Consider the following 19,229-nt stretch of genomic DNA (forward strand, 5'->3'; position numbering starts at 1 on the left):
CGTCAGGCTCGTTGTTCGTCGGAAGAGGTCGGATCGGGGTCGGAAGCCGGCTCCCCCTCGATCGCAGCATCGACGCGTTCGGTGGTGCCGCCCGGCTCCGGCAGCTTGAAGTCCGATACCGAGGACTGCAGCTGGGCCGAGAGCTGGGCCAGGTCGCCGATCGCCGCCGCGGTGGACTGGGTCCCCTGCGTGGTCTCGGAGGTAATCTCGCGGATCTGGGCCATGATGGAGGTCACGTCCTGCGCCATCTCGGACTGCTTGCGCGCCGACGAGGAGATCCCGTCGATCAGATCCGCCAGATCACTGGAGACCTGCTCGATCTCGGACAGCGCCTCGCCCGCGGCCTGGGCCAGTTCGGCCCCCTGCACCACGTTGGCGGTACTTTGTTCCATGGAGCTCACGGCCTCGCTGGTATCGGCCTGGATGGCCTTGACCAGCCCCTCCACCTGACGGGTTGCACTGGAGGAGCGCTCCGCAAGGCGCTGGACCTCATCCGCCACCACCGCGAAGCCGCGACCGGCCTCGCCCGCGGCGGAGGCCTGGATCGCGGCATTCAGTGCGAGCACGTTGGTCTGTTCGGCGATGTCGTTGATCAGGCCGATGATGTCGCCAATCTCCTGCGACGATTCACCCAGGCGCTTGATCCGTTTCGCCGTCTCCTGGATTTGTTCGCGGATGTTGTCCATGCCCTCGATGGAACGGCGCACGGTGCCCGCCCCGCGGGATGCAATCTCCACCGAGTTACGTGCCACGGAGGCCGACTGTTCGGCATCCTGGGCGACCTTGTCGACCGAGCCCGACACCTCCTCGATCGCGTCGTCCGCGCGCTGGATCTCGCGGGCCTGTTCTTCCGACTTCTCGGCCAGCCCCAGCACCTGGGACCGCGTGGAAGCCGAGGATTCGCTGATATCGGCCGCCACCGTGTTGATGGTCGCGACCAGGGTGCGCAGGTTCTCGATCGCGTAATTCATCGAGTCCGCGATGGCCCCGGTGAAGTCCTCGGTCACCGTCGCGTTGACCGTGAGGTCGCCATCCGCAAGGTTCATCATTTCATCGAGCAGGCGCAGGATTGCCTGCTGGTTGCGTTCATTCTGCGCCTCGGTCTCGGCCAGCTCGCGCTTGGTATCGCGGTAGAGGAACAGACCCATCGCGATCAGCAGCAGCAGCGCGAGGCCACCGAAGCCGAACCCGATGAGCGCGACCAAGCCCGCGCGTTCGGCCTCAACGGTGATGGCGTTTTCGAAGTCCCCGGTGGTCTCCAGCATCGCGCCACTGCTGGCCTCGACATTGGAGGCCGCCGCATTGACCTCGAACACCTGGGTAGAGGTATCCAGAACGCCTTCCACGGCCTCGCTAAAGGCGACGAACAGCGTGGCGATCTCCATCAGCAAGGCGCGCGCTTGCGGGTCATCGACCGGTTCGACCCCCAGCGGGGCGAACCCCTCGATCAGGCCGTCCAGCACGCGGCCGTACAACGTTGCATCACGCTCGAAGCGCTCGATCGCGGGGGCCGCCTCGGCGCCCCCCTGGAGCACGCGACCCAGGCTGTTGGCAATACGCTGAATCAGCATGGTCTGGCGCGCCGCCACATAGACCTGCTCCGGCGGCTCGCCGATCCGGGTCATGCGCCGCACCACATCGTCGGACAGGCGCGAGAGCTCCGGCGAAAACGCGGCCACCGCATCGGAGAATTCCGTGATCAACTGGATGTCCGAACGCCCGAGGATGACCGTGTTGATGTTGTCCCGGTACGCCGACCATTCGCGATCCACCGCGGCGATATCCTCTTGCAAGGGTTCCGGAAGTGGCTGCAGACCGTCACCCCCCTGGCGGATTCGATCCAGGCGGGCCTCGAAGTCATCGCGCAGGGACTGCAGATCGCGGAATCCCTGCTCGGAGCCGGCGGCCGCCTCCAGCGAGCTGGTGGCGAGACGCTGCGACAACAGACGCAAGTCATTGGCCAGCGCGATCCGGTCACGGTACTGACTCTGCTCGTACTCGTGGTAGGTAAAGGCCCCGCCTGTCGCGATCAGGGCCAGCACCAGCAAGCCCCCGAGGACGAAGTTACGTGCGCGACGACTCGATCCCATCAGTTCATACTCCCTGTCGCAGCACCGCGAACCCCGTCATCAGACGGTAGCTGCGGACTGTTCGCTATTGGATGCACCGGCCAAGCCCGTGCCGGTAAAGCGATTGTTGTCATTGAGTAGCAGGTCCAGATCCAGCACCGGGTGCAACCGGTGCCCGAGATCGAATCCGCCAGTAATAAAGGGTCGGACGGCCTCGGGTACCGAGACCTCCAGGCGCCGTTGGGAGGGGATGCAACGGCGCATCCCCTCGACCTGGCTGACCAGAAGCCCGGCCATGCCTTGGCCCTGAGGCGCCACCACGATGCGCTGCCCGGTCGCGTCGTCCGGCAATGGCCGGTCCAGCAGCAGCCTGCCCATGTCGAAGACCGGCAGCACCAGCCCCCGCAGATTGCCCACGCCGAGCACGGCGGAGTCCGCCAGCGGCACGCGGGTCAGCGCCATCGGGTCGGCGACCTCCGCGATCGAATCCATATCGACCAGGAAGCGGAAATCGCCAACCCGTAACAGGACGCCGCGCCAGCCGGTGCCGATGTCCCGCCGCAGTTCGCGATTGACGCGGCGCCCTTCACGATCAAGGCTCGCAATCAGCGCAAACGGCGAGGACAGGTCGGTCTTCATGCCGACAGATATTTCCCGATGGTGGCCAGCAGGTCCTTCTCGACCACTGGCTTGGTGATGTAGTCGCGAGCCCCCTGACGCATCGCCCAGACCCGGTCGGTGGCCTGATCCTTGGTGCTGACCACAACCACCGGGACATGCGCGGTTTCATCCGCCTGGGAAAGCTGACGCGTGGCCTGGAAGCCATTCAGGCCCGGCATCACCACATCCATCAGGACCAGATCCGGCACCTGCGACTTGGCGGCGGCCACCCCATCCTCGCCACTTTCGGCGGTGGTCACCGAGTGCCCGTTTTTCTCGAGCATCGTGCGCAGGACATGGATTTCGGTCGGCGAATCGTCAACGATCAGAATGCGGGCCATGGGGTTCGTCTTTCCTTGGTTGGTGTGCAGTGGCGACGCTGTGCATCACGCCGCAGGACTGGCGTATCGGCGCATGGCGCCCAGGAGGTCATCCCGGGTAAACGGCTTGGTGAGGTAGTCTTCCGACCCCACAACGCGCCCCTTCGCCTTGTCGAACACGCTGTCCTTGCTCGACAGCATGATGATCGGCGTGGCACGGAATTCCCTGTTGTTCTTGATCAGTGCGCAGGTCTGGTAGCCATCCAGACGCGGCATCATGACGTCGATGAAGATAATGTCCGGGCGCGACTGCGCGACCTTGGACAGCGCTTCGAAGCCGTCCACGGCGGTGATGACTTCGGCCCCGTGCTTCTGCAGCAAGGATTCGGCGGTACGCCGAATGGTCTTGCTGTCATCGATCACCATGACCTTGAGCCCCTGAAACTCGGTGGCCGAGTCCGCTTCGGCAAGCGCGTTAGACACCTTTTCCCCCTGAGGTCATTTCGCCCCGAATCTAGCGGAACCGGGGCTCTGTGACAAACAGCACACAATGATATTGCATACCGGGGGCCGCAACGCGCGCGGCGCTGATCCAGCTTGCGGGGTCACCGACAGCCCCGGCGGGCATGGCATACTCCCCGGAACATCCCGTTCGTGCGAGGCAACGTGGCCCAGAACATCGCCATCCTGATGGACCCGATCGCGGGTATCAAACCGTGGAAGGACACCACCTTCGCCATGATGCTGGCAGCACAGGCCCGCGGCCATCGCCTGCACTACCTGGAGCCGGCCGACCTGTGGATCGAAGAGGGCCGGGCGGCGGCCCGGAGCCGCCCGATCGACGTGCACGACCGGCACGAGGACTTCTTCACCCTGGGCGAGCCCGTGACGGGTCCGGCGGCGCGCTTCGACCTGCTGCTGATGCGCAAGGACCCGCCGTTCGATCTGGAGTACATCTACGCGACCTACGCGCTCGAGCTCGCCGAGCGCGACGGCGTACGGGTATCGAACCGCCCGCAGGCCCTGCGCGACGTCAACGAGAAGGCCTTTACCGTCCACTTCCCCCAGTGCTGCCCGCCCACCTTGATTACCCGTGACCGGGGCCGGATCCGCGCCTTCCTCGAGGCGCAGGGAGACATCGTGGTCAAGCCACTGGACGGCATGGGCGGGGCCTCGATATTCCGTGTCCGCGAGGGCGACCCGAACACCTCGGTGATCCTCGAGACCATCACCGAGTTCGACCAGCGCAGCGTGGTCGCGCAGCGCTTCCTGCCGGAGTTCACTGCTGGGGACAAGCGCATCATCCTGATCGGTGGCGAGCCCTACGACCACGCCCTGGCCCGCATCCCGGCCGCGGGCGAAAGCCGCGCCAACCTGGCCGCCGGCGGCCGGGGCGAGGCCGTGCCCCTGACCGAACGCGATCGCTGGATCTGCCACGAAATCGCCCCGGAGCTGAAGGCCCGCGGGCTGGACTTCGTCGGCATCGACGTCATCGGGGACTCCCTGACCGAGATCAACGTCACCAGCCCCACCGGTGTCCGCGAACTGGACGCGGCAGGCGGCGACGACCTGGCCGGCCAGTACATCGACTACCTCACTCGCCCGATCGAAGGATGAGCGGCATGCGCTCCATATTGATTCGAACCCTGCCCCTGCTGCTCGCGGCCGCCCTGCTGGCCGCCTGCGGCCGCGAGGAACCGGATACGGAACAGCTTGGCTTTTACGCCTTCGGCACGCTGGTGGACCTCAGCCTTTACCCGGCCGGCGAATACGACGTGGAGGCGATCGGGACCGCAGTTCAGGAGGAACTGGAAATCCTGCATACCTCTTGGCATGCATGGGAACCCGGGTCGCTCGGGCGCACCAACGAGCTACTCGCCCTGCAGGGCGAGTTCAGCGCCCCGCCGTCGGTGCTGCCGCTAATCGAGCACGGCCGCGAGATGGAGACGTTGAGCGACGGCCTCTTCAACCCCGCACTGGGCAAGCTGGTCGCCGCCTGGGGCTTCCATCAGGACGAACCCGGCGGCCCACCCCCGGACGAGGCCACCCTGGCCGAGCTGCTGGACGACCCGCCCCGCATGCAGGACATCGAACGCAACGGCGTACGCCTGCGCGGGACGCACCCGGACCTGCAGCTCGACTTCGGCGGGCTGGCCAAGGGCCTGGCGGTGGAGCGCGTACTGGAGCTGCTGGCGGAACGCGGTGTCGAGGCCGCGATCTTCAACGCCGGCGGCGACCTGATGACCCTGGGCCGCCCCAGCGAACGGCCCTGGCGGGTCGGCATCCGTCATCCACATGGCGGCGTGCTTGGCAGCATCGAACTGGACGCCGGCGAGGCCCTGTTCACCTCCGGCGACTACGAGCGCGGCTACGAGTGGGAAGGCGAGCGCATCCACCACGTCATCGACCCGCGCAGCGGCCACCCGAGCCAGGGAATCGACAGCGCCACAGTGCTCCACCACGATCCGGCGCTGGCCGATGCCGCCGCCACCACGCTGATGATTGCCGGGCCCGACGCCTGGCCGGAGTACGCCCGCAAGATGGGCATCGAACAGGCCCTGGTGGTTCTCGGCGACCGCATCGAGGCCACGCCGGCGCTCGCCGAGCGCGTGCAACCCGGCCCCGACCGGGAGCCGTTCGTGGTGCGCGAACTGCCGTGAACCACAGGCTGCTGCGCTGGGGCGACACCCTGATCGGGGCTCTGGCTGCGGGGGTCGTAGTCGCGGCCTTCGTTTTCGCCTACAGCCCTTCGGGAGAGGCCCGGGTACTGATCATCAGCCAGGCCGGGGCCACCCCGCAGCACGAGCCACTGGATCGGGCCCGGGTCCTCGAGATCCACGGTCCGGCCGGGATCACCCACATCGAGATCGAACCGGGCCGGGCCCGCTGCGCCGACTCCCCCGGGCGCCAGAATATCTGCGAGGCCAGCGGCTGGCTGCAGGCCCACGGCGAGGTCGCCGTCAGCCTGCCCAATCGACTGACCCTGCAGGTCCTCGGCACGGAACCGGGCTTCGACAGCATGCATTACTGATGTGGCCACGATGACCGGCGATCCGCATGCCGGGACCGACACCCGCGACCGCGCGATCGCTGCGCTGGCCGCCATTGCCATCGGGATCCAGATCCTCGAGGCCGCCATCCCCAGCCCGGTCCCGGGCATCAAGCCGGGGTTGGCCAACATCGTCACCCTGATCACCCTGCTGGTCCTCGGCTGGCGCGCGGCCGTCGCGGTCACCCTGATCCGGGTGGTCGGCAGCAGCCTGCTGCTGGGGACCCTGCTGAGCCCGGCATTCTGGCTGTCGCTGGCCGGCGCCCTGGCGAGCCTCGTCCTGCTGGCCGCCCTGCGCCCCTTCGCCCCCCGGCATGTCGGCCCGGTGGGCCTGGCCATCGCCGCCGCGATGGCCCACATCACCGGGCAGTTTCTGCTCGCCTGGGCAATCATCATCCCGCACCCCAACCTGCCGCTGGTGCTACCGCCACTGTTGCTCGCCGCCCTGATCACCGGCGGCCTGACCGGTATACTGACCGCCCACGTACTCGCCGACCCGCGAATCCAGCGCCATGTCCACAACCCCACGCCCAATGATTAGCGCCAGTCCGGCCCGCCCCACGGGCCCCGGGGCAGTGTGCGTCCGCCGTGGGCCGGAGGGGACGTGACAGCGAATACCGCTTCGAACGCCCTCGCCGGACGGCCAGCCGGCACGCCCCCGCCGGAGGCGCCCCGCGTACAGGACCACCTGGGGACCATGATCTTCCTCGCGGTGGTCGTGCACGCGCTGATCATCCTGGGGATCGGCTTCGCGGTCGATCCGATCGAGGCACCCACTCGCGAGCCCCTGGACATTACCTGGGTCACCGATCCCGATGCCCCGCCACCAGAACTGGACGACGAGGTCGAGCACATCGCCACCCGCGACCAGGCTGCGAGCGGTGAAGGCGAGGAGGTCCGCGAGGCGCAGGCCCCGGATGCAGAGGATGCCGGCATCGGCGAGCCCGCGCCGGAGGGCCTCGACGCGCCCTTGCCGGAGGCCGGCCCGCTGATCCTAGACCCGGCGCTCCCGGAGCCCGAGCCGGAACCCGATCAGGTCACCGCCGACACCCCGGACGAGCGTGCCGCGCCGCCCGAGGTCGCCGACCCCGAGCCGCTGGAAGCCCCCGATGCCGAGGACCGACCCTCCGCCGCGACCCTGATGAATCGCGGCCTGGAGAGCGCGCGGGCGGCACCGGCGGAAGAGCGCCAGACATTCTCCACCCGCGCCAGCCGCACCCGCTATCTGGACAGCCTGGCCGCGCGCAGCGCCCCCGAAGCCGCCTATCTGCAGGCCTGGATCAACAAGGTGGAACGCCTGGGCAACGTGAACTATCCAGACGAGGCGCGGCGCCGCGGCCTCTCCGGGACCCTGGTCCTGTCGGTCCGCCTGAACCCGGAGGGCGAACTGATCAACATCGAGGTCGCCCGCAGCTCGGGCGAGCCGGTCCTGGACCAGGCCGCCATCCGCATCGTGGAGCTGGCGGCCCCGTACGCGCCGTTCACCGAGGCGATGCGCGAGGAATACGACGAACTGGTGATTACCCGCACCTGGGCCTTCCGCCGCGACCAGATAGAACAGATCCGCTAGGGAGACACGAATTAACGGCGCCGCACACGGGATCGGGAAAACCGGCCCGGCCTTCCTTGCGACCTGCAGAGTCAGCATCGATACTGGTGGCATGAAGCCGACGCCCGCCCGTCACGAGCCCGACTGCCTGCGCGATCACTTCCTGATCGCCATGCCGAGCCTGAACGATGGCTATTTCAGCCATGCGGTCACCTATATCTGCGATCACGACGAACAAGGTGCGCTGGGCCTGGTCATCAATCAGCCCACCGAGTTCTCCCTGCGCGAGCTGCTGGAACATGTGGAGCTGGAACCCGGCGAGGATCTGCCGGAGATGCCGGTCTATCGCGGCGGCCCGGTGCAGCCGGAACACGGTTTCGTTCTGCACTCCGCCGAGCAGACCTGGCGCGGCAGCCAGCCCATCACCGACTCCATCGTGCTGACCACCTCGCGCGACATCCTCGAGGCGATCAACGCGGGCCAGGGGCCGCGCCGGGTTCTGGTCGCATTGGGGCACGCTGGCTGGGGCCCCGGCCAACTGGAAAGCGAGCTGGCCGATAACGCTTGGCTCACCGCTCGCGCCGACGCGGACATCCTGTTTGATCGCGCCAGCGCCGAGCGCTGGCGCGCCGCCGCGGAACTGATCGGCATCGACGTCAACCTGATCAGTTCGGCCTCCGGCCACGCCTGACGGTGGGGCTGCTGGCGTTCGACTACGGGCGGCGCCGGATCGGGGTCGCGGTGGGCGAGGAACTCACGGGTTCCGCGCGCGGCCTGCGCACGCTCACCAACGATGCGCCCGCCCTGTGGCCCGCGATTGATGCCCTGGTCGCGGAATGGGGCCCGGAGGGGTTCGTGGTCGGCTGGCCAACCCAGGCCGATGGCAAACCCACGCCGCTGGCCCGACGTATCCGCGCCTTTGCGCGCACGCTCGAAGAGCGCTACGGGCAACCGGTATACTGGTGCGACGAGCACCTGACATCTCATCTGGCCCGCGAGCGACGCCGGCCGGGACGCCATGACCCGGGGCTGGACGCCCACGCCGCCGCGGTCATCCTCGAAGGCTGGTTTCTGGAGAATGCATCATGACGACACCGGACGTCCCGACCCTGCTCGACGACATGGCCGAGCAGGCCCGCCACTACCTGAAGACCCACGGGATCGCCGCACCCATCGTGGTCGGCATCCATTCCGGCGGGGTCTGGATCGCGGAGCACCTGCGCGAACGCCTGGGGGTGGAGCGCCCACTGGGCAAGCTGGACATCAGCTTCTACCGCGACGACTTCTCGCGTATCGGCATGCACCCGCAGGTGCGCCCGTCGGAACTGCCGGAAGATCTCGACGGGGAACACGTGCTGCTGGTGGATGACGTCCTGTACTCCGGCCGCACCATCCGCGCGGCCCTGAACGAGCTGTTCGACTATGGCCGCCCGGCCTCGGTGACCCTCGCGGTGCTGGTCGAGCGCGACGGGCGCGAGCTGCCGATCGCGGCGGCGATCGTTGGCGCCCACATGGAGCTCGGCAAGACCGAACAGATCAAGCTGCGCGGCCCCGAGCCACTGCGCCTGGAACGGGTGACGATCGATCCCGAGGACCTGAAGGCCTGACCCGCCGGATGCACAACGGATGACCGAGACCCAGATCGCCCACCCCGGCGCGCGGCTGCCCGAACCGGGCCCGCTGCCCAACCGCCTGCAGCTGACCGATGACGGCCAGCTGCGCCACATGCTGACCATCGAAGGGCTGAACCGGGAGCTCCTGACCGAGATCCTGGACACCGCCGAATCGTTCGCCAACATGAACGAGAAGGCGGTGAAGAAGGTCCCGCTGCTGCGCGGCAAGACCATCGTCAACCTGTTCTTCGAGGCCAGCACCCGCACCCGCACCACCTTCGAGCTGGCCGCCAAGCGCCTGTCCGCCGATGTATTGAACGTGAACATCAACACCTCTTCGGCAGTGAAGGGTGAGAGCCTGCTGGACACCCTGCGCAACATCGAGGCGATGAATGTCGACATGTTCGTCGTGCGCCACGAGGAGAGCGGGGCCGCCCATTTCATCGCTCGCCACGTAGCCCCGGGGATCAGCGTGCTGAACGCTGGCGACGGCCGCCACGCGCACCCGACCCAGGCGCTGCTGGACATGTTCACCATCCGCCGGCACAAGGGCGACTTCACCAAGCTCAAGGTCGCGATCGTCGGCGATATCCTGCATTCGCGGGTCGCGCGCTCGCAGATCCACGCGCTGAACATCCTGCAGACCGGCGAGGTCCGCGTGGTCGCCCCCTGCTCGCTGCTGCCGTCGAATGTCGAACAGCTCGGGGTGCACGTCTACAACGACCTCGACGCCGGCCTGAAGGACGTCGACGTGATCATCATGCTGCGCCTGCAGCGTGAGCGCATGGAACACGCCCACCTGCCCTCCGAGCACGAGTACTACCAGCTGTTCGGCCTGACCTCGCGCCGGCTGCAACTGGCGCACCCGACCTGCCTGGTCATGCACCCCGGACCCGCCAACCGCGGGGTGGAGATCGAATCCGCCGTGGCCGACGGGCCGCACTCGGTGATCCTCGAACAGGTGACCTACGGGATCTCGGTACGCATGGCGGTGATGTCCATGGTCATGGGGGCTCATCAGGCATGAGCGTGCTGATCGAGAACGCCCGCATCCTCGATCCGGTGGACGGCTTCGACGCGGTCGGCGCGCTATGCGTGCAGGGCAGCGAGATCCTCGCCCGCGGCCAGATCCCGGACGGCTTCGAGCCCCGCCGGCGCATCGACGGCAGCGGGCTCTGGCTGATCCCCGGCCTGATCGACCTGGCCGCGCGCCTGCGCGAACCGGGCCAGGAACACAAGGCCACCGTCGCCAGCGAGACCCTGGCCGCGGCCCGGGGCGGCATTACCAGCGTGGTCGTCCCGCCGGATACCGAGCCGCCGATCGACTCGCCCGCCGAGATCGAGCTGATCAATCGCCGCGCCCGCCAGGCCTGCGGCGTACGCGTGTACGTACTCGGCGCGCTGACCCATCAGCTGGAGGGCCAGCAGCTGGCCGAGATGGCCGCCCTGATGCAAGCCGGCGCACGCGGAGTCAGCAACGCGAGCAAACCACTGGCCAGCCTGCTGGTACTGCGCCGGGCACTGGAATACGCCACCACCTTCGATCTGACCATCGTGCTCTCGGCGCAGGACCCGGCCCTCACCGGCTCCGGTTGCATGCACGAGGGCGCAGTCTCCACCCGCCTGGGGCTGGCCGGCATTCCCGAGGCCGCCGAGACCGCGGCGCTGGGCGCCATCCTGGCGCTGGTGGAGCAGACCGGGGCGCGGGTCCACGTGGCCCGGCTGTCGACCCGCCGCGGCGCGGAGATGATCGCCAAGGCGCGTGCCGACGGTCTGCCGGTGAGCGCAGACGTGGCCGCCCACCAGCTGTTCCTGACCGAGGTCGACGTCGCCGAATACGACCCGAACTGCCACGTGATCCCGCCACTGCGCGGCCAGCGCGACCGCGACGGCCTGCGCGCGGCCGTCGCGCGCGGCGACATCAGCGCGATCTGCTCCGACCACCAGCCACATGAACCGGATGGCAAGCTGGGCCCATTCGCCAGTACCGAGCCCGGCATCTCGGCGCTGGAGACCCTCCTGCCGCTGACGCTGCGCCTGGTCGAGGACGGACTCCTGAGCCTGCACGATGCACTGGCCCGGGTCACCACCGGGCCGGCGGATATCCTCGGCTTTGCCCAGGGACACCTGAGCGCGGGCGCGCGCGCCGACTTCGTGCTGTGGGACCCGGCCGCAATGCACGAGGTCCGCCGCAAAGACTGGCTGAGCGCAGGCCACAACACGCCCTTCTTCAACTGGACCTTCGCCGGACAGGTCCGCGAGACCTGGGTCGCCGGGCGCCCGGTCTGGACCCGCCCCGCCGAGGACACCGCATGAGCACGACCCAAACTGCCGACCGGAACCACCGAGGCACGATCTTCCAGGAGGAAGGCCGCATCCTGGACCATCACGACGCAGGGGCGGACCAATGGATCCTGCGGGTCTCCGCGCCCAAATGCGCCCACGCGGCACAGCCCGGGCAGTTTGCCCATCTGCAATGCGCCCCGCGCCTGCTGATGCGCCGCCCGCTGTCGATCCAGCGCGTGGACCGCGAGGCCGGCTGGGTGGAGTTCCTCTACAAGGTGGTCGGTGACGGCACGCGCGCCCTGTCGCAGCAGGCTAAGGGCGATACCCTCAGCGTGCTGGGCCCGATTGGCCAGCCGTTTCGCCTGAATCCGGAACGTCCGAGGCGCCTGCTGCTGGGGGGCGGGGTCGGCATCCCCCCGATGATCTTCCTCGCCCACCGCCTGCATCTTCAGGGCGAGGCGGGAAAGACCCATGCGGTGCTGGGCTCCGAGGTGCCGTTTCCCTTTCATGCCCGCCCGTCGGAGATCCTCTGGTCGGGCCTGCCGGACGGGGCAATCGCGACCCTGCCGCTGCTGGAAGACTGGGGGGTCGCCTGCCGCCTGACCTCCAAGGCCGGGCTGCCGGGCGCCTATGACGGTTTCGTCACGGACCTGGGGCGCGCCTGGCTCGCCGGACTCGCACCCGAGGAGCGCGCCCAAGTGGAAATCTTCGCCTGCGGCCCCCATCCGATGCTCGCCGCCTGTGCCGAACTGGCCGCGGAGTTCGATCTCCCCTGCCAGGTTTCGCTGGAGGAGTTCATGGCCTGCGCGGTAGGCGGCTGTGCCGGCTGCACGGTACCGGTGCGCACTCCGAATGGGGTAGCGATGAAACGGGTCTGCGTGGACGGCCCGGTGTTCGCGGCCGCCGATGTATTCCCGGAGCCGACGAGCGCCTGAAGCAAAATCCCGGAACCGGCTTTGGCAGGGACTTCGCCTGCGAACAGGCTCCTACCGGTCGGGGAGCTTCAACTCTTCTTCGGTCTCGTCGGCGGAGGCGACCCCGCCCCCGAAGTTCAGGCGCCACTCGAGATCGGCGCGCGAATCCGCCTTGTTCAGGGCCTCGTCCAGCATGACGTCGCCGGTCTTGAACAGCTTGACGATCGCCTGATCGAAGGTCTGCATGCCCACGGAGCTCCCCTTGGCCATGATCTCCTTGATCTCGCTGATCTTCTCGTCGCGGATCAGCTCGGAGATGTAAGGCGTGTTGACCAGGATTTCCAGCGCGGCAACGCGTCGCCCGTCCTTGGTCTGCAGCAGGCGCTGGGCGACGATCGCACGCAGGTTCAGTGACAGGTCCGACAGGATCTGCGGGCGGTTGTCCTCGGGGAACAGGTTGATCACTCGATCCAGGGCCTGGGTGGCATTGGTCGCGTGCAGGGTGGTCAGGACCAGGTGCCCGGTATCGGCATAGGTCAGCGCCGCGCGCATGGTCTCGCGCGAGCGGACCTCGCCGACCATGATCACGTCCGGGGCCTCGCGCATGCCCTCCTGCAGGGCGTGGTCGTAGCTGGGGGTATCGATCCCGACCTCGCGTTGACCGACGATAGAACGCTTGTGGCTGAACAGAAACTCGATCGGATCCTCGACCGTCAGGATATGCCCACTCTGGTTCGTGTTGCGGTGATCGATCATCGACGCCAGGGTGGTCGACTTCCCGGTGCCGGTGGCCCCGACAATCAGGATCAGCCCGTCGTTGTAGGCCACAAACTGCTTGAGCACCTCGGGCAGCCCGAGCTGCTCGATGGTCGGGATGGAGACCCGGATGAAGCGGATCACCATCGCGACCTCGCCGCGCTGGCGATAGACATTCACGCGAAAGCGCCCCAGGCCCTCACGCGACAGGCCGAAGTTGACGGCCGTCTCGCGCTCGAAGATCTCCGCCTGATGCTCGCTCATCATCTCGCGCGCAATGCTCTCGGCCTGACCGGGCGCCAGCGCCTTGCGCGAGATTGGCTGCAGCGCGCCGTCGACCTTGATACTGGCCGGCGCGCCGGTCAGAAAAAACAGGTCCGAGGCGGCCTTCTGGGCCATCAACTTCAGGTAGGGCTCGATCTGCAACTGGCTCATGTTTTCTGTTTCCCCAACGACTAGCGCAGGTTGAAGTCCTCGGCGCGCTCGTCCACGGACAGGCCTTCGCCCTCATCCGTTACGGCGGGGGCTCCGTCGTCCTGGGCTCGCTGGCTGTCGAGCTTGATGCGCAGGCGCAAGTCGTTCACCGAGTCGGCGTTGCGCAGGGCCTCGTCGTAACTGATGTGGCGATGCTCGTAGAGGTCGAACAGGGCCTGGTCGAAGGTCTGCATGCCCTGTTCGCGGGAACGGGACATCAGCTCCTTGATCTCGTGCACCTGGCCCTTCAGGATCAGGTCGGCCATCAGCGGGGTGTTGATCAGGATCTCCACCGCCGGCACCCGGCCCTCGCCGCCTTCCTTGCGTACCAGGCGTTGCGAAATCACGGCCTTCAGGTTCAGCGACAGGTCCATCAGGAGCTGTTCGCGCCGGTCCTCGGGGAAGAAGTTAATGATGCGGTCCAGTGCCTGGTTGGTGCTGTTCGCATGCAGCGTGGACAGGCACAGATGCCCGGTCTCCGCGAAGGCGACGCCGTAGTCCATGGTCTCGCGGTCGCGGATCTCGCCGATCAGGATCACGTCCGGCGCCTGGCGCAAGGTGTTCTTCAGCGCGATCTCGTAGCTCTCGGTGTCCACCCCGACTTCACGCTGAGTGACGATGCTCATCGCGTGCTCGTGAACGAACTCGATAGGGTCCTCGATGGTGACGATGTGGTCGGCTGTCGTGCGGTTGCGATAGCCGATCATGGCCGCCAGCGAGGTCGACTTGCCCGAGCCGGTGCCGCCGACAAAGATCACCAGGCCACGACGCTCCTGGGTAATCTTCTCCAGCTGCGGCGGCATCTGGATGTCCTCGAACTTCGGGATCACGGAATTGATGGTTCGCAGCACCATGCCCGGGCTGCCACGCTGGGTGAAGACGTTTACGCGAAAACGCGACACGCCCTGCAAGCCAATCGCGAAGTTGCACTCCTGGTGGCGCTCGAACTCGGCCGACTGCTTGTCGTTCATCATCGAGCGAACCAGTGCCTGGGTATGCGAGGGCGTCAGGTTCTGTTCGGTCATCCGCACCACGCGACCGTCGATCTTCGCCGCCGGCGGCATGCCCACCGTGATGAACAGATCCGACCCGCCCCGGTCCACCAGGGCCCGTAGCAGGTCGTGCATGTACTTGATCGCCTTGTCACGATCCATGGCGTTCTCCCTTGGTACCCGGTCCGACGGTCAAGCGCATCGGCGGCGTGGTGGTCAGATGGAATCCGGGTTGCTGGCCTTGCGGCGGGCGTCCTCGCGGCTGATCACGCCCTGCGCGAGCATGTCCTTCAGGCACTGGTCCAGCGTCTGCATGCCGGAGCCGGAACTGGTCTGGATGGTCGAGTACATCTGCGCGATCTTGTTTTCGCGGATGAGGTTCCGGATCGCCGGCGTGCCGAGCATGATCTCGTGCGCCGCGACGCGCCCGCCGCCAATCTTCTTCATCAGGGTCTGCGCGATGACCGCACGCAGCGACTCCGACAGCATGGCCCGCACCATATCCTTCTCGGCCGCCGGGAACACGTCGACGATGCGGTCGATCGTCTTGGCCGCGGAGCTGGTGTGCAGGGTGCCAAACACCAGGTGGCCGGTCTCGGCCGCCGTCAGCGCCAGGCGGATGGTCTCGAGATCACGCAGTTCGCCGACCAGGATGGTGTCCGGGTCCTCGCGCAGGGCCGAGCGCAGGGCCTCGCTGAAGCCGTGGGTGTCGCGGTGTACCTCGCGCTGGTTGATCAGGGACTTCTTCGATTCGTGCACGAACTCGATCGGGTCCTCGATGGTGAGAATATGCCCGTAGTCGTTTTCGTTGCGGTGGTTGACCATGCCCGCCAGCGTGGTGGACTTGCCCGAACCGGTCGGGCCGGTCACCAGCACGATACCGCGCGGATAGTCCGAGATCTCCTCGAAGATGCGCGGGGCACCCAGCTCTTCCAGGGTCAGGACCTTGGAGGGGATGGTACGGAAGACCGCCGCTGCGCCCCGGTCCTGGTTAAAGGCGTTGACACGAAAACGCGCCAGCCCCGAGATTTCGAACGAAAAGTCTGACTCCAGGAACTCCTCGTAGTCCTTGCGCTGGCGGTCGTTCATGATGTCGTAGATCAGGCCCTGGACCTCCTTGTGGTCCATGACCGGCACGTTCACCCGGCGCATGTCGCCGTCGATACGTACCATCGGCGGCATGCCCGCGGAGATGTGCAGGTCCGAGGCCCCGTTCTTGACCGAAAAGGCCAGCAACTGCGTGATATCCATGCATCCCCCTGTTGTCGGGCGTAAGGCCGACCCGCGCCAACGCCCTGGTGGCAGCCACGACCACCACCCCCTGTCGCTTATGAAGGCCCGCGCGAAAATCCGCGGTGACCTTGTGTTCTTCCGGACTATATCATAGGGAAATGACCACACCAGACCATGCCCTGAGCACCGTTCGAGCCCGTATCGAGGCCGCCTGCCGCGAGGCCGGACGCGACCCGGATTCGGTCCGTCTATTGGCCGTCAGCAAGACCCGCGGTGCGGACGAGATCCGTGCCCTGCATGCGCTGGGACAGTCCGCCTTCGGCGAGAATTACGCCCCGGAGCTGGTGGACAAGTACGACACCCTGGAGGCCGCACCCGCGCCACTCGGCCTCGAGTGGCACTTCATCGGCGCGCTGCAAGGCAACAAGACCCGCGCGGTGGCCGAACGCGCCGCCTGGGTGCATACCGTCGACCGCGAGCGGATCGCCCGGCGCCTGTCGGATCAGCGTCCGGAGGGCATGCCGCCGCTGCAGGTATGCCTGCAGGTCAACATCAGCGAGGAACCGCAAAAGGCCGGCGTCGCACCCGGGGAGGTCGCCGCCCTGGCCGCCGCAGTGCAGGACCTGCCCGGCCTCGCATTGCGCGGACTGATGGCCATTCCGGCCACCGCCGACAACATCCCGCTACAGCGGGAACCCTTCGCGCGCCTGCGCGCCCTGCGCGATACCCTGAATGCTCGGGGCCATTCGCTGGATACACTGTCCATGGGGATGTCGGGCGATCTCGAGGCCGCCATTCTCGAGGGGGCAACCATCGTGCGCATCGGCACCGCCCTGTTCGGCCCGCGCCAACCCAAATCCAAGGAATCCACATGACGGAACACCGCTTCGAGGTCGGCTTCGTCGGGGCCGGCAACATGGGCGAGGCCCTGCTTCAGGGACTGGTCCAGTCCGGCCATGCCGCCGAACGCATCGCCATCGCCGACAAGGGCGCCGAGCGCGTACGCGATCTGCAGGCGCGATACCCGGGGCTCGCCAGTGGTAGCGCCAGCGAACTGGCGGCCCAGAGCGCCACCCTGGTGCTTGCGGTGAAGCCACAGACCCTGCCTGAGCTCGCCCCGACGCTGCGCGATGCGGTGCAGCAGGGTCAACCGCTAGTGATCTCGGTAGCCGCGGGCACCACCACCACCCAGCTGGCCGGGTGGCTGGGCGACGCCACGCGCCTGGTCCGCGCGATGCCGAACACCCCGGCCCTGGTCGGCGCCGGGGTCACCGGACTCTACGCCGCCCCCACCGCAAGCCCCGAGGATCGCGCCACGGCCACCCGGCTGCTGGAGTCGGTGGGCCGCGCGATCTGGGTGGAGGACGAAGAGCAGATGCACGCCGTGACCGCCACCTCCGGCAGCGGACCGGCCTACGTCTTCCTGATGATCGAGGCGATGCAGGAGGCCGCGAAGTCACTGGGGCTGCCGGCGGATACCGCACTGGAACTGACCCTGGGCACCCTGGCCGGGGCCACCCGTCTGGCCGCAGAGGGCGACGAGAGCGCCGCGGAGCTGCGCCATCGCGTCACCTCCCCGGGCGGCACCACCGAACGCGCCCTGCAGGTCCTGGAAGACGGCGACCTGCGCGACCTGATGCGCCGCGCCATGACCGCAGCCGCCGAACGCTCGCGCGAACTCGGGCGTTGAAACCCTGAGCCCCCACGAAACGCACGAAGGAAGGGCCGCCCAAGAGCGGTTGGTGGTGGGGCAATCAGCGCAGTTCGGCCAGCAGCTGGCGGATCATGCGCTCGGCCTGGGGGCCATAGCCGCCGCCGAACAGGTGGTCGTGATTGAGGATGTGGTAGAGGTTGTAGAGTGTGCGCCGCACGCCATAGCCGGGGTCGATGGGCAGGATCTCCTCGTAGGCGGCGACGAAGTCCTGGCCCGGGTGACCGAACAGTTCCATCATCGCCAGGTCGGCCTCGCGGTCGCCGTAGTACACCGCCGGATCGAAGATCGTCACGCTGCCATCCGCCAGGAACCCCCAGTTGCCGCTCCACAGGTCGCCGTGCAGCAGGGAGGGTACCGGCTGATAGTCGCTAAAGAAGCCGCCCAGCGAGGACTCCAGCTCCTCCAGCGCCCCCAGTAGCGATCCCGCCGCCCCACGCTCCCGCGCCAGCCGACGCTGGAAGCCCAGACGTTCATCACGGTAGAACGCCGCCCAGTCGTCGTGCTCGGTATTCGGTTGCGGCGTACTGCCAATGAAATTGTCGTGATCCAGCCCGAAGCGCGGACGGGTCTTCTGGTGCATGTCGGCAATCCCGTGCCCCAGAGCCACCCCGTCGCGGGGGCCGCCCAGCGCCAGGTTCTCCAGCACCAGAAAGTGCGTGCCGCCCGCCGATCCGGTGCCGACGACAGCGGGGATTTTCAGGCGTTCGCAGCGCGCGAGTTCTTCCAGGCCGCGCGCCTCGGCCGCGAACATCGCAGCGCCGTCGCCCCCACTCAGCTTGACGAAGAACGCCCGCCCGTCGCTTCCGGTGAAACGCTGCGCCTGATTGATGGAGCCCCCGGAACAGGCCTGGCTTCCTGTTGGGTCGAAGGGCGTTCCGGTATGGTCGGCAATACACTGGGCCACCGCAGCCGTCACGGCATCGGGGCCCGTTGGATCGAATTGGTTCATCCTTGGCATCCGGGTTCCATGTCAGTGTGCAGGTTACCGGCTGTCGCAGGATCCGTCAGGAGACCCCCATGGCCTTTCGCAAGCTCGAACCTCTGTGCGACAAGATCGGCGCCGAGCGCATCCGCGCGGTGATCGACGACTTTTACCGCCGCCTGTCGGCCGACCCCCAGATCGGCCATCACTTCGAGCGCATCCAGGACTTTCCGGATCACGTGAAGCGCATCGCCGATTTCTGGTACATGAACCTGGGCGGGCGCCTGGAACAGCCGCCGACCATCGACATGGTCGGCAAGCACGCACCGCTGAACCTGACCGAGGCCGACCTGGCCGTCTGGATGCGCCACTTCAAGGCCACCACCGAGGAGCACCTGGAGCCACCTCTGGCGGCCGAATGGCAGCAATTGGCCGACGGCATCGCCAGCCGCATGCGCGAGGACATCATCCGCGGCTGACCCGCCTTTGTTTGCACGACGAAGCACACGAAGGCACGAAGAAGGGCCAGGTCAAGCACGGTTCAGAGGAAGCCGGGAGCATTGTGGCATGGCGACGGGCGAGCCCCGTGCCTGGAGCCTTTGCGATCGCCGTTGGCGATGCCCTGCGGCGAGGGCCCGTGGCGGATGTCCGTCACCAAATCGGCTCCTGACAGGCCGT

At 67.4% G+C, this 19,229-nt stretch carries 22 protein-coding genes; 14 read left to right on the forward strand and 8 right to left on the reverse strand.

What is annotated here, in order from left to right; all coding sequences use genetic code 11:
- Nucleotides 1-2: 2 nt before the first annotated feature.
- The 4 genes from F618_RS0100100 to pilG are packed head-to-tail and all read right to left on the reverse strand — an operon-like array spanning nucleotide 3 to nucleotide 3,532.
- Entirely contained in the window at nucleotides 3-2,090 is a 2,088-nt protein-coding gene (locus F618_RS0100100) for a methyl-accepting chemotaxis protein (protein WP_026289419.1), read from the reverse strand.
- A gap of 39 nt (nucleotides 2,091-2,129) precedes the next feature.
- Complete coding sequence (locus F618_RS0100105) at nucleotides 2,130-2,708, reverse strand: chemotaxis protein CheW (RefSeq protein WP_018145130.1); 579 nt, start codon at nucleotides 2,706-2,708, stop codon at nucleotides 2,130-2,132.
- On the reverse strand, nucleotides 2,705-3,070 hold the full coding sequence (locus F618_RS0100110; RefSeq protein WP_018145129.1) for a PleD family two-component system response regulator: 366 nt from the start codon (nucleotides 3,068-3,070) through the stop codon (nucleotides 2,705-2,707). The genes F618_RS0100105 and F618_RS0100110 overlap by 4 nt, the downstream gene beginning before the upstream one ends.
- Nucleotides 3,071-3,115: 45 nt before the next feature.
- Nucleotides 3,116-3,532 carry a twitching motility response regulator PilG gene (pilG, locus tag F618_RS0100115; protein WP_018175663.1) on the reverse strand — a complete coding sequence of 139 codons (417 nt, stop codon included), beginning with the start codon at nucleotides 3,530-3,532 and terminating at the stop codon, nucleotides 3,116-3,118.
- A gap of 183 nt (nucleotides 3,533-3,715) precedes the next feature.
- Here pilG and gshB point away from each other — a divergent pair, with 183 nt between their 5' ends.
- The 11 genes from gshB to F618_RS0100170 all read left to right on the forward strand — a co-directional run bounded on the left by gshB (nucleotide 3,716) and on the right by F618_RS0100170 (nucleotide 12,481).
- Nucleotides 3,716-4,666, forward strand: a complete 951-nt coding sequence (gene gshB / locus F618_RS0100120; RefSeq protein WP_038038014.1) for a glutathione synthase — start codon at nucleotides 3,716-3,718, stop codon at nucleotides 4,664-4,666.
- A gap of 5 nt (nucleotides 4,667-4,671) precedes the next feature.
- A complete protein-coding gene (locus F618_RS0100125) occupies nucleotides 4,672-5,709 on the forward strand; it encodes an FAD:protein FMN transferase (protein WP_019567448.1) in 1,038 nt (345 codons plus the stop codon).
- Nucleotides 5,706-6,080, forward strand: coding sequence for a NusG domain II-containing protein (locus tag F618_RS0100130; protein ID WP_019567449.1), 375 nt, complete (start codon nucleotides 5,706-5,708; stop codon nucleotides 6,078-6,080). The genes F618_RS0100125 and F618_RS0100130 overlap by 4 nt, the downstream gene beginning before the upstream one ends.
- Before the next feature lie 10 nt (nucleotides 6,081-6,090).
- On the forward strand, nucleotides 6,091-6,639 hold the full coding sequence (locus F618_RS0100135; protein ID WP_019567450.1) for a Gx transporter family protein: 549 nt from the start codon (nucleotides 6,091-6,093) through the stop codon (nucleotides 6,637-6,639).
- Between the two features lie 156 nt (nucleotides 6,640-6,795).
- Entirely contained in the window at nucleotides 6,796-7,668 is an 873-nt protein-coding gene (locus tag F618_RS0100140; protein WP_019567451.1) for an energy transducer TonB, read from the forward strand.
- Between the two features lie 91 nt (nucleotides 7,669-7,759).
- The gene (locus tag F618_RS0100145; protein ID WP_018937391.1) at nucleotides 7,760-8,338 is read left to right on the forward strand and encodes a YqgE/AlgH family protein; all 579 of its coding nucleotides are present in this window, start codon (nucleotides 7,760-7,762) and stop codon (nucleotides 8,336-8,338) included.
- A 2-nt stretch (nucleotides 8,339-8,340) separates the two neighbouring features.
- Entirely contained in the window at nucleotides 8,341-8,736 is a 396-nt protein-coding gene (gene ruvX, locus F618_RS0100150) for a Holliday junction resolvase RuvX (protein WP_019563071.1), read from the forward strand.
- Nucleotides 8,733-9,254 (forward strand): bifunctional pyr operon transcriptional regulator/uracil phosphoribosyltransferase PyrR, encoded by a 522-nt coding sequence (gene pyrR, locus F618_RS0100155; RefSeq protein WP_018145120.1) that lies wholly within the window; start codon nucleotides 8,733-8,735, stop codon nucleotides 9,252-9,254. The genes ruvX and pyrR overlap by 4 nt, the downstream gene beginning before the upstream one ends.
- Before the next feature lie 19 nt (nucleotides 9,255-9,273).
- Nucleotides 9,274-10,287 (forward strand): aspartate carbamoyltransferase catalytic subunit, encoded by a 1,014-nt coding sequence (locus F618_RS0100160; protein ID WP_019567452.1) that lies wholly within the window; start codon nucleotides 9,274-9,276, stop codon nucleotides 10,285-10,287.
- Nucleotides 10,284-11,576 carry a dihydroorotase gene (locus F618_RS0100165; protein ID WP_019567453.1) on the forward strand — a complete coding sequence of 431 codons (1,293 nt, stop codon included), beginning with the start codon at nucleotides 10,284-10,286 and terminating at the stop codon, nucleotides 11,574-11,576. Before F618_RS0100160 ends, F618_RS0100165 begins: the two co-directional genes overlap by 4 nt.
- Complete coding sequence (locus F618_RS0100170) at nucleotides 11,573-12,481, forward strand: dihydroorotate dehydrogenase electron transfer subunit (protein WP_018950994.1); 909 nt, start codon at nucleotides 11,573-11,575, stop codon at nucleotides 12,479-12,481. Before F618_RS0100165 ends, F618_RS0100170 begins: the two co-directional genes overlap by 4 nt.
- Before the next feature lie 51 nt (nucleotides 12,482-12,532).
- On the opposite strand, the gene F618_RS0100175 is transcribed toward F618_RS0100170, so the two are convergent.
- From F618_RS0100175 to F618_RS0100185, 3 genes are read right to left on the reverse strand one after another with little or no spacing between them, the layout of a single operon-like run.
- Nucleotides 12,533-13,651 (reverse strand): PilT/PilU family type 4a pilus ATPase, encoded by a 1,119-nt coding sequence (locus tag F618_RS0100175; RefSeq protein ID WP_018950993.1) that lies wholly within the window; start codon nucleotides 13,649-13,651, stop codon nucleotides 12,533-12,535.
- A gap of 20 nt (nucleotides 13,652-13,671) precedes the next feature.
- Nucleotides 13,672-14,844: a PilT/PilU family type 4a pilus ATPase gene (locus tag F618_RS0100180; protein WP_019563075.1), complete on the reverse strand. Its 1,173-nt coding sequence runs from the start codon at nucleotides 14,842-14,844 to the stop codon at nucleotides 13,672-13,674.
- 54 nt (nucleotides 14,845-14,898) lie between these two features.
- The gene (locus F618_RS0100185) at nucleotides 14,899-15,933 is read right to left on the reverse strand and encodes a type IV pilus twitching motility protein PilT (protein ID WP_019567454.1); all 1,035 of its coding nucleotides are present in this window, start codon (nucleotides 15,931-15,933) and stop codon (nucleotides 14,899-14,901) included.
- A gap of 140 nt (nucleotides 15,934-16,073) precedes the next feature.
- Between F618_RS0100185 and F618_RS0100190 the strand changes: the two genes are divergently transcribed.
- Nucleotides 16,074-16,790, forward strand: coding sequence for a YggS family pyridoxal phosphate-dependent enzyme (locus tag F618_RS0100190; RefSeq protein WP_019567455.1), 717 nt, complete (start codon nucleotides 16,074-16,076; stop codon nucleotides 16,788-16,790).
- Nucleotides 16,787-17,605: a pyrroline-5-carboxylate reductase gene (proC, locus tag F618_RS0100195; RefSeq protein ID WP_019567456.1), complete on the forward strand. Its 819-nt coding sequence runs from the start codon at nucleotides 16,787-16,789 to the stop codon at nucleotides 17,603-17,605. The genes F618_RS0100190 and proC overlap by 4 nt, the downstream gene beginning before the upstream one ends.
- 64 nt (nucleotides 17,606-17,669) lie before the next feature.
- On the opposite strand, the gene F618_RS0100200 is transcribed toward proC, so the two are convergent.
- A complete protein-coding gene (locus F618_RS0100200) occupies nucleotides 17,670-18,578 on the reverse strand; it encodes a fructosamine kinase family protein (protein ID WP_018950990.1) in 909 nt (302 codons plus the stop codon).
- Nucleotides 18,579-18,646: 68 nt separating this feature from the next.
- Here F618_RS0100200 and F618_RS0100205 point away from each other — a divergent pair, with 68 nt between their 5' ends.
- Nucleotides 18,647-19,030, forward strand: a complete 384-nt coding sequence (locus F618_RS0100205; protein WP_018950989.1) for a group III truncated hemoglobin — start codon at nucleotides 18,647-18,649, stop codon at nucleotides 19,028-19,030.
- The last annotated feature ends 199 nt before the right edge of the window (nucleotides 19,031-19,229 follow it).

Source organism: Thioalkalivibrio sp. ALMg13-2, assembly GCF_000381185.1.
Taxonomy (GTDB): Bacteria; Pseudomonadota; Gammaproteobacteria; order Ectothiorhodospirales; family Ectothiorhodospiraceae; genus Thioalkalivibrio; species Thioalkalivibrio versutus.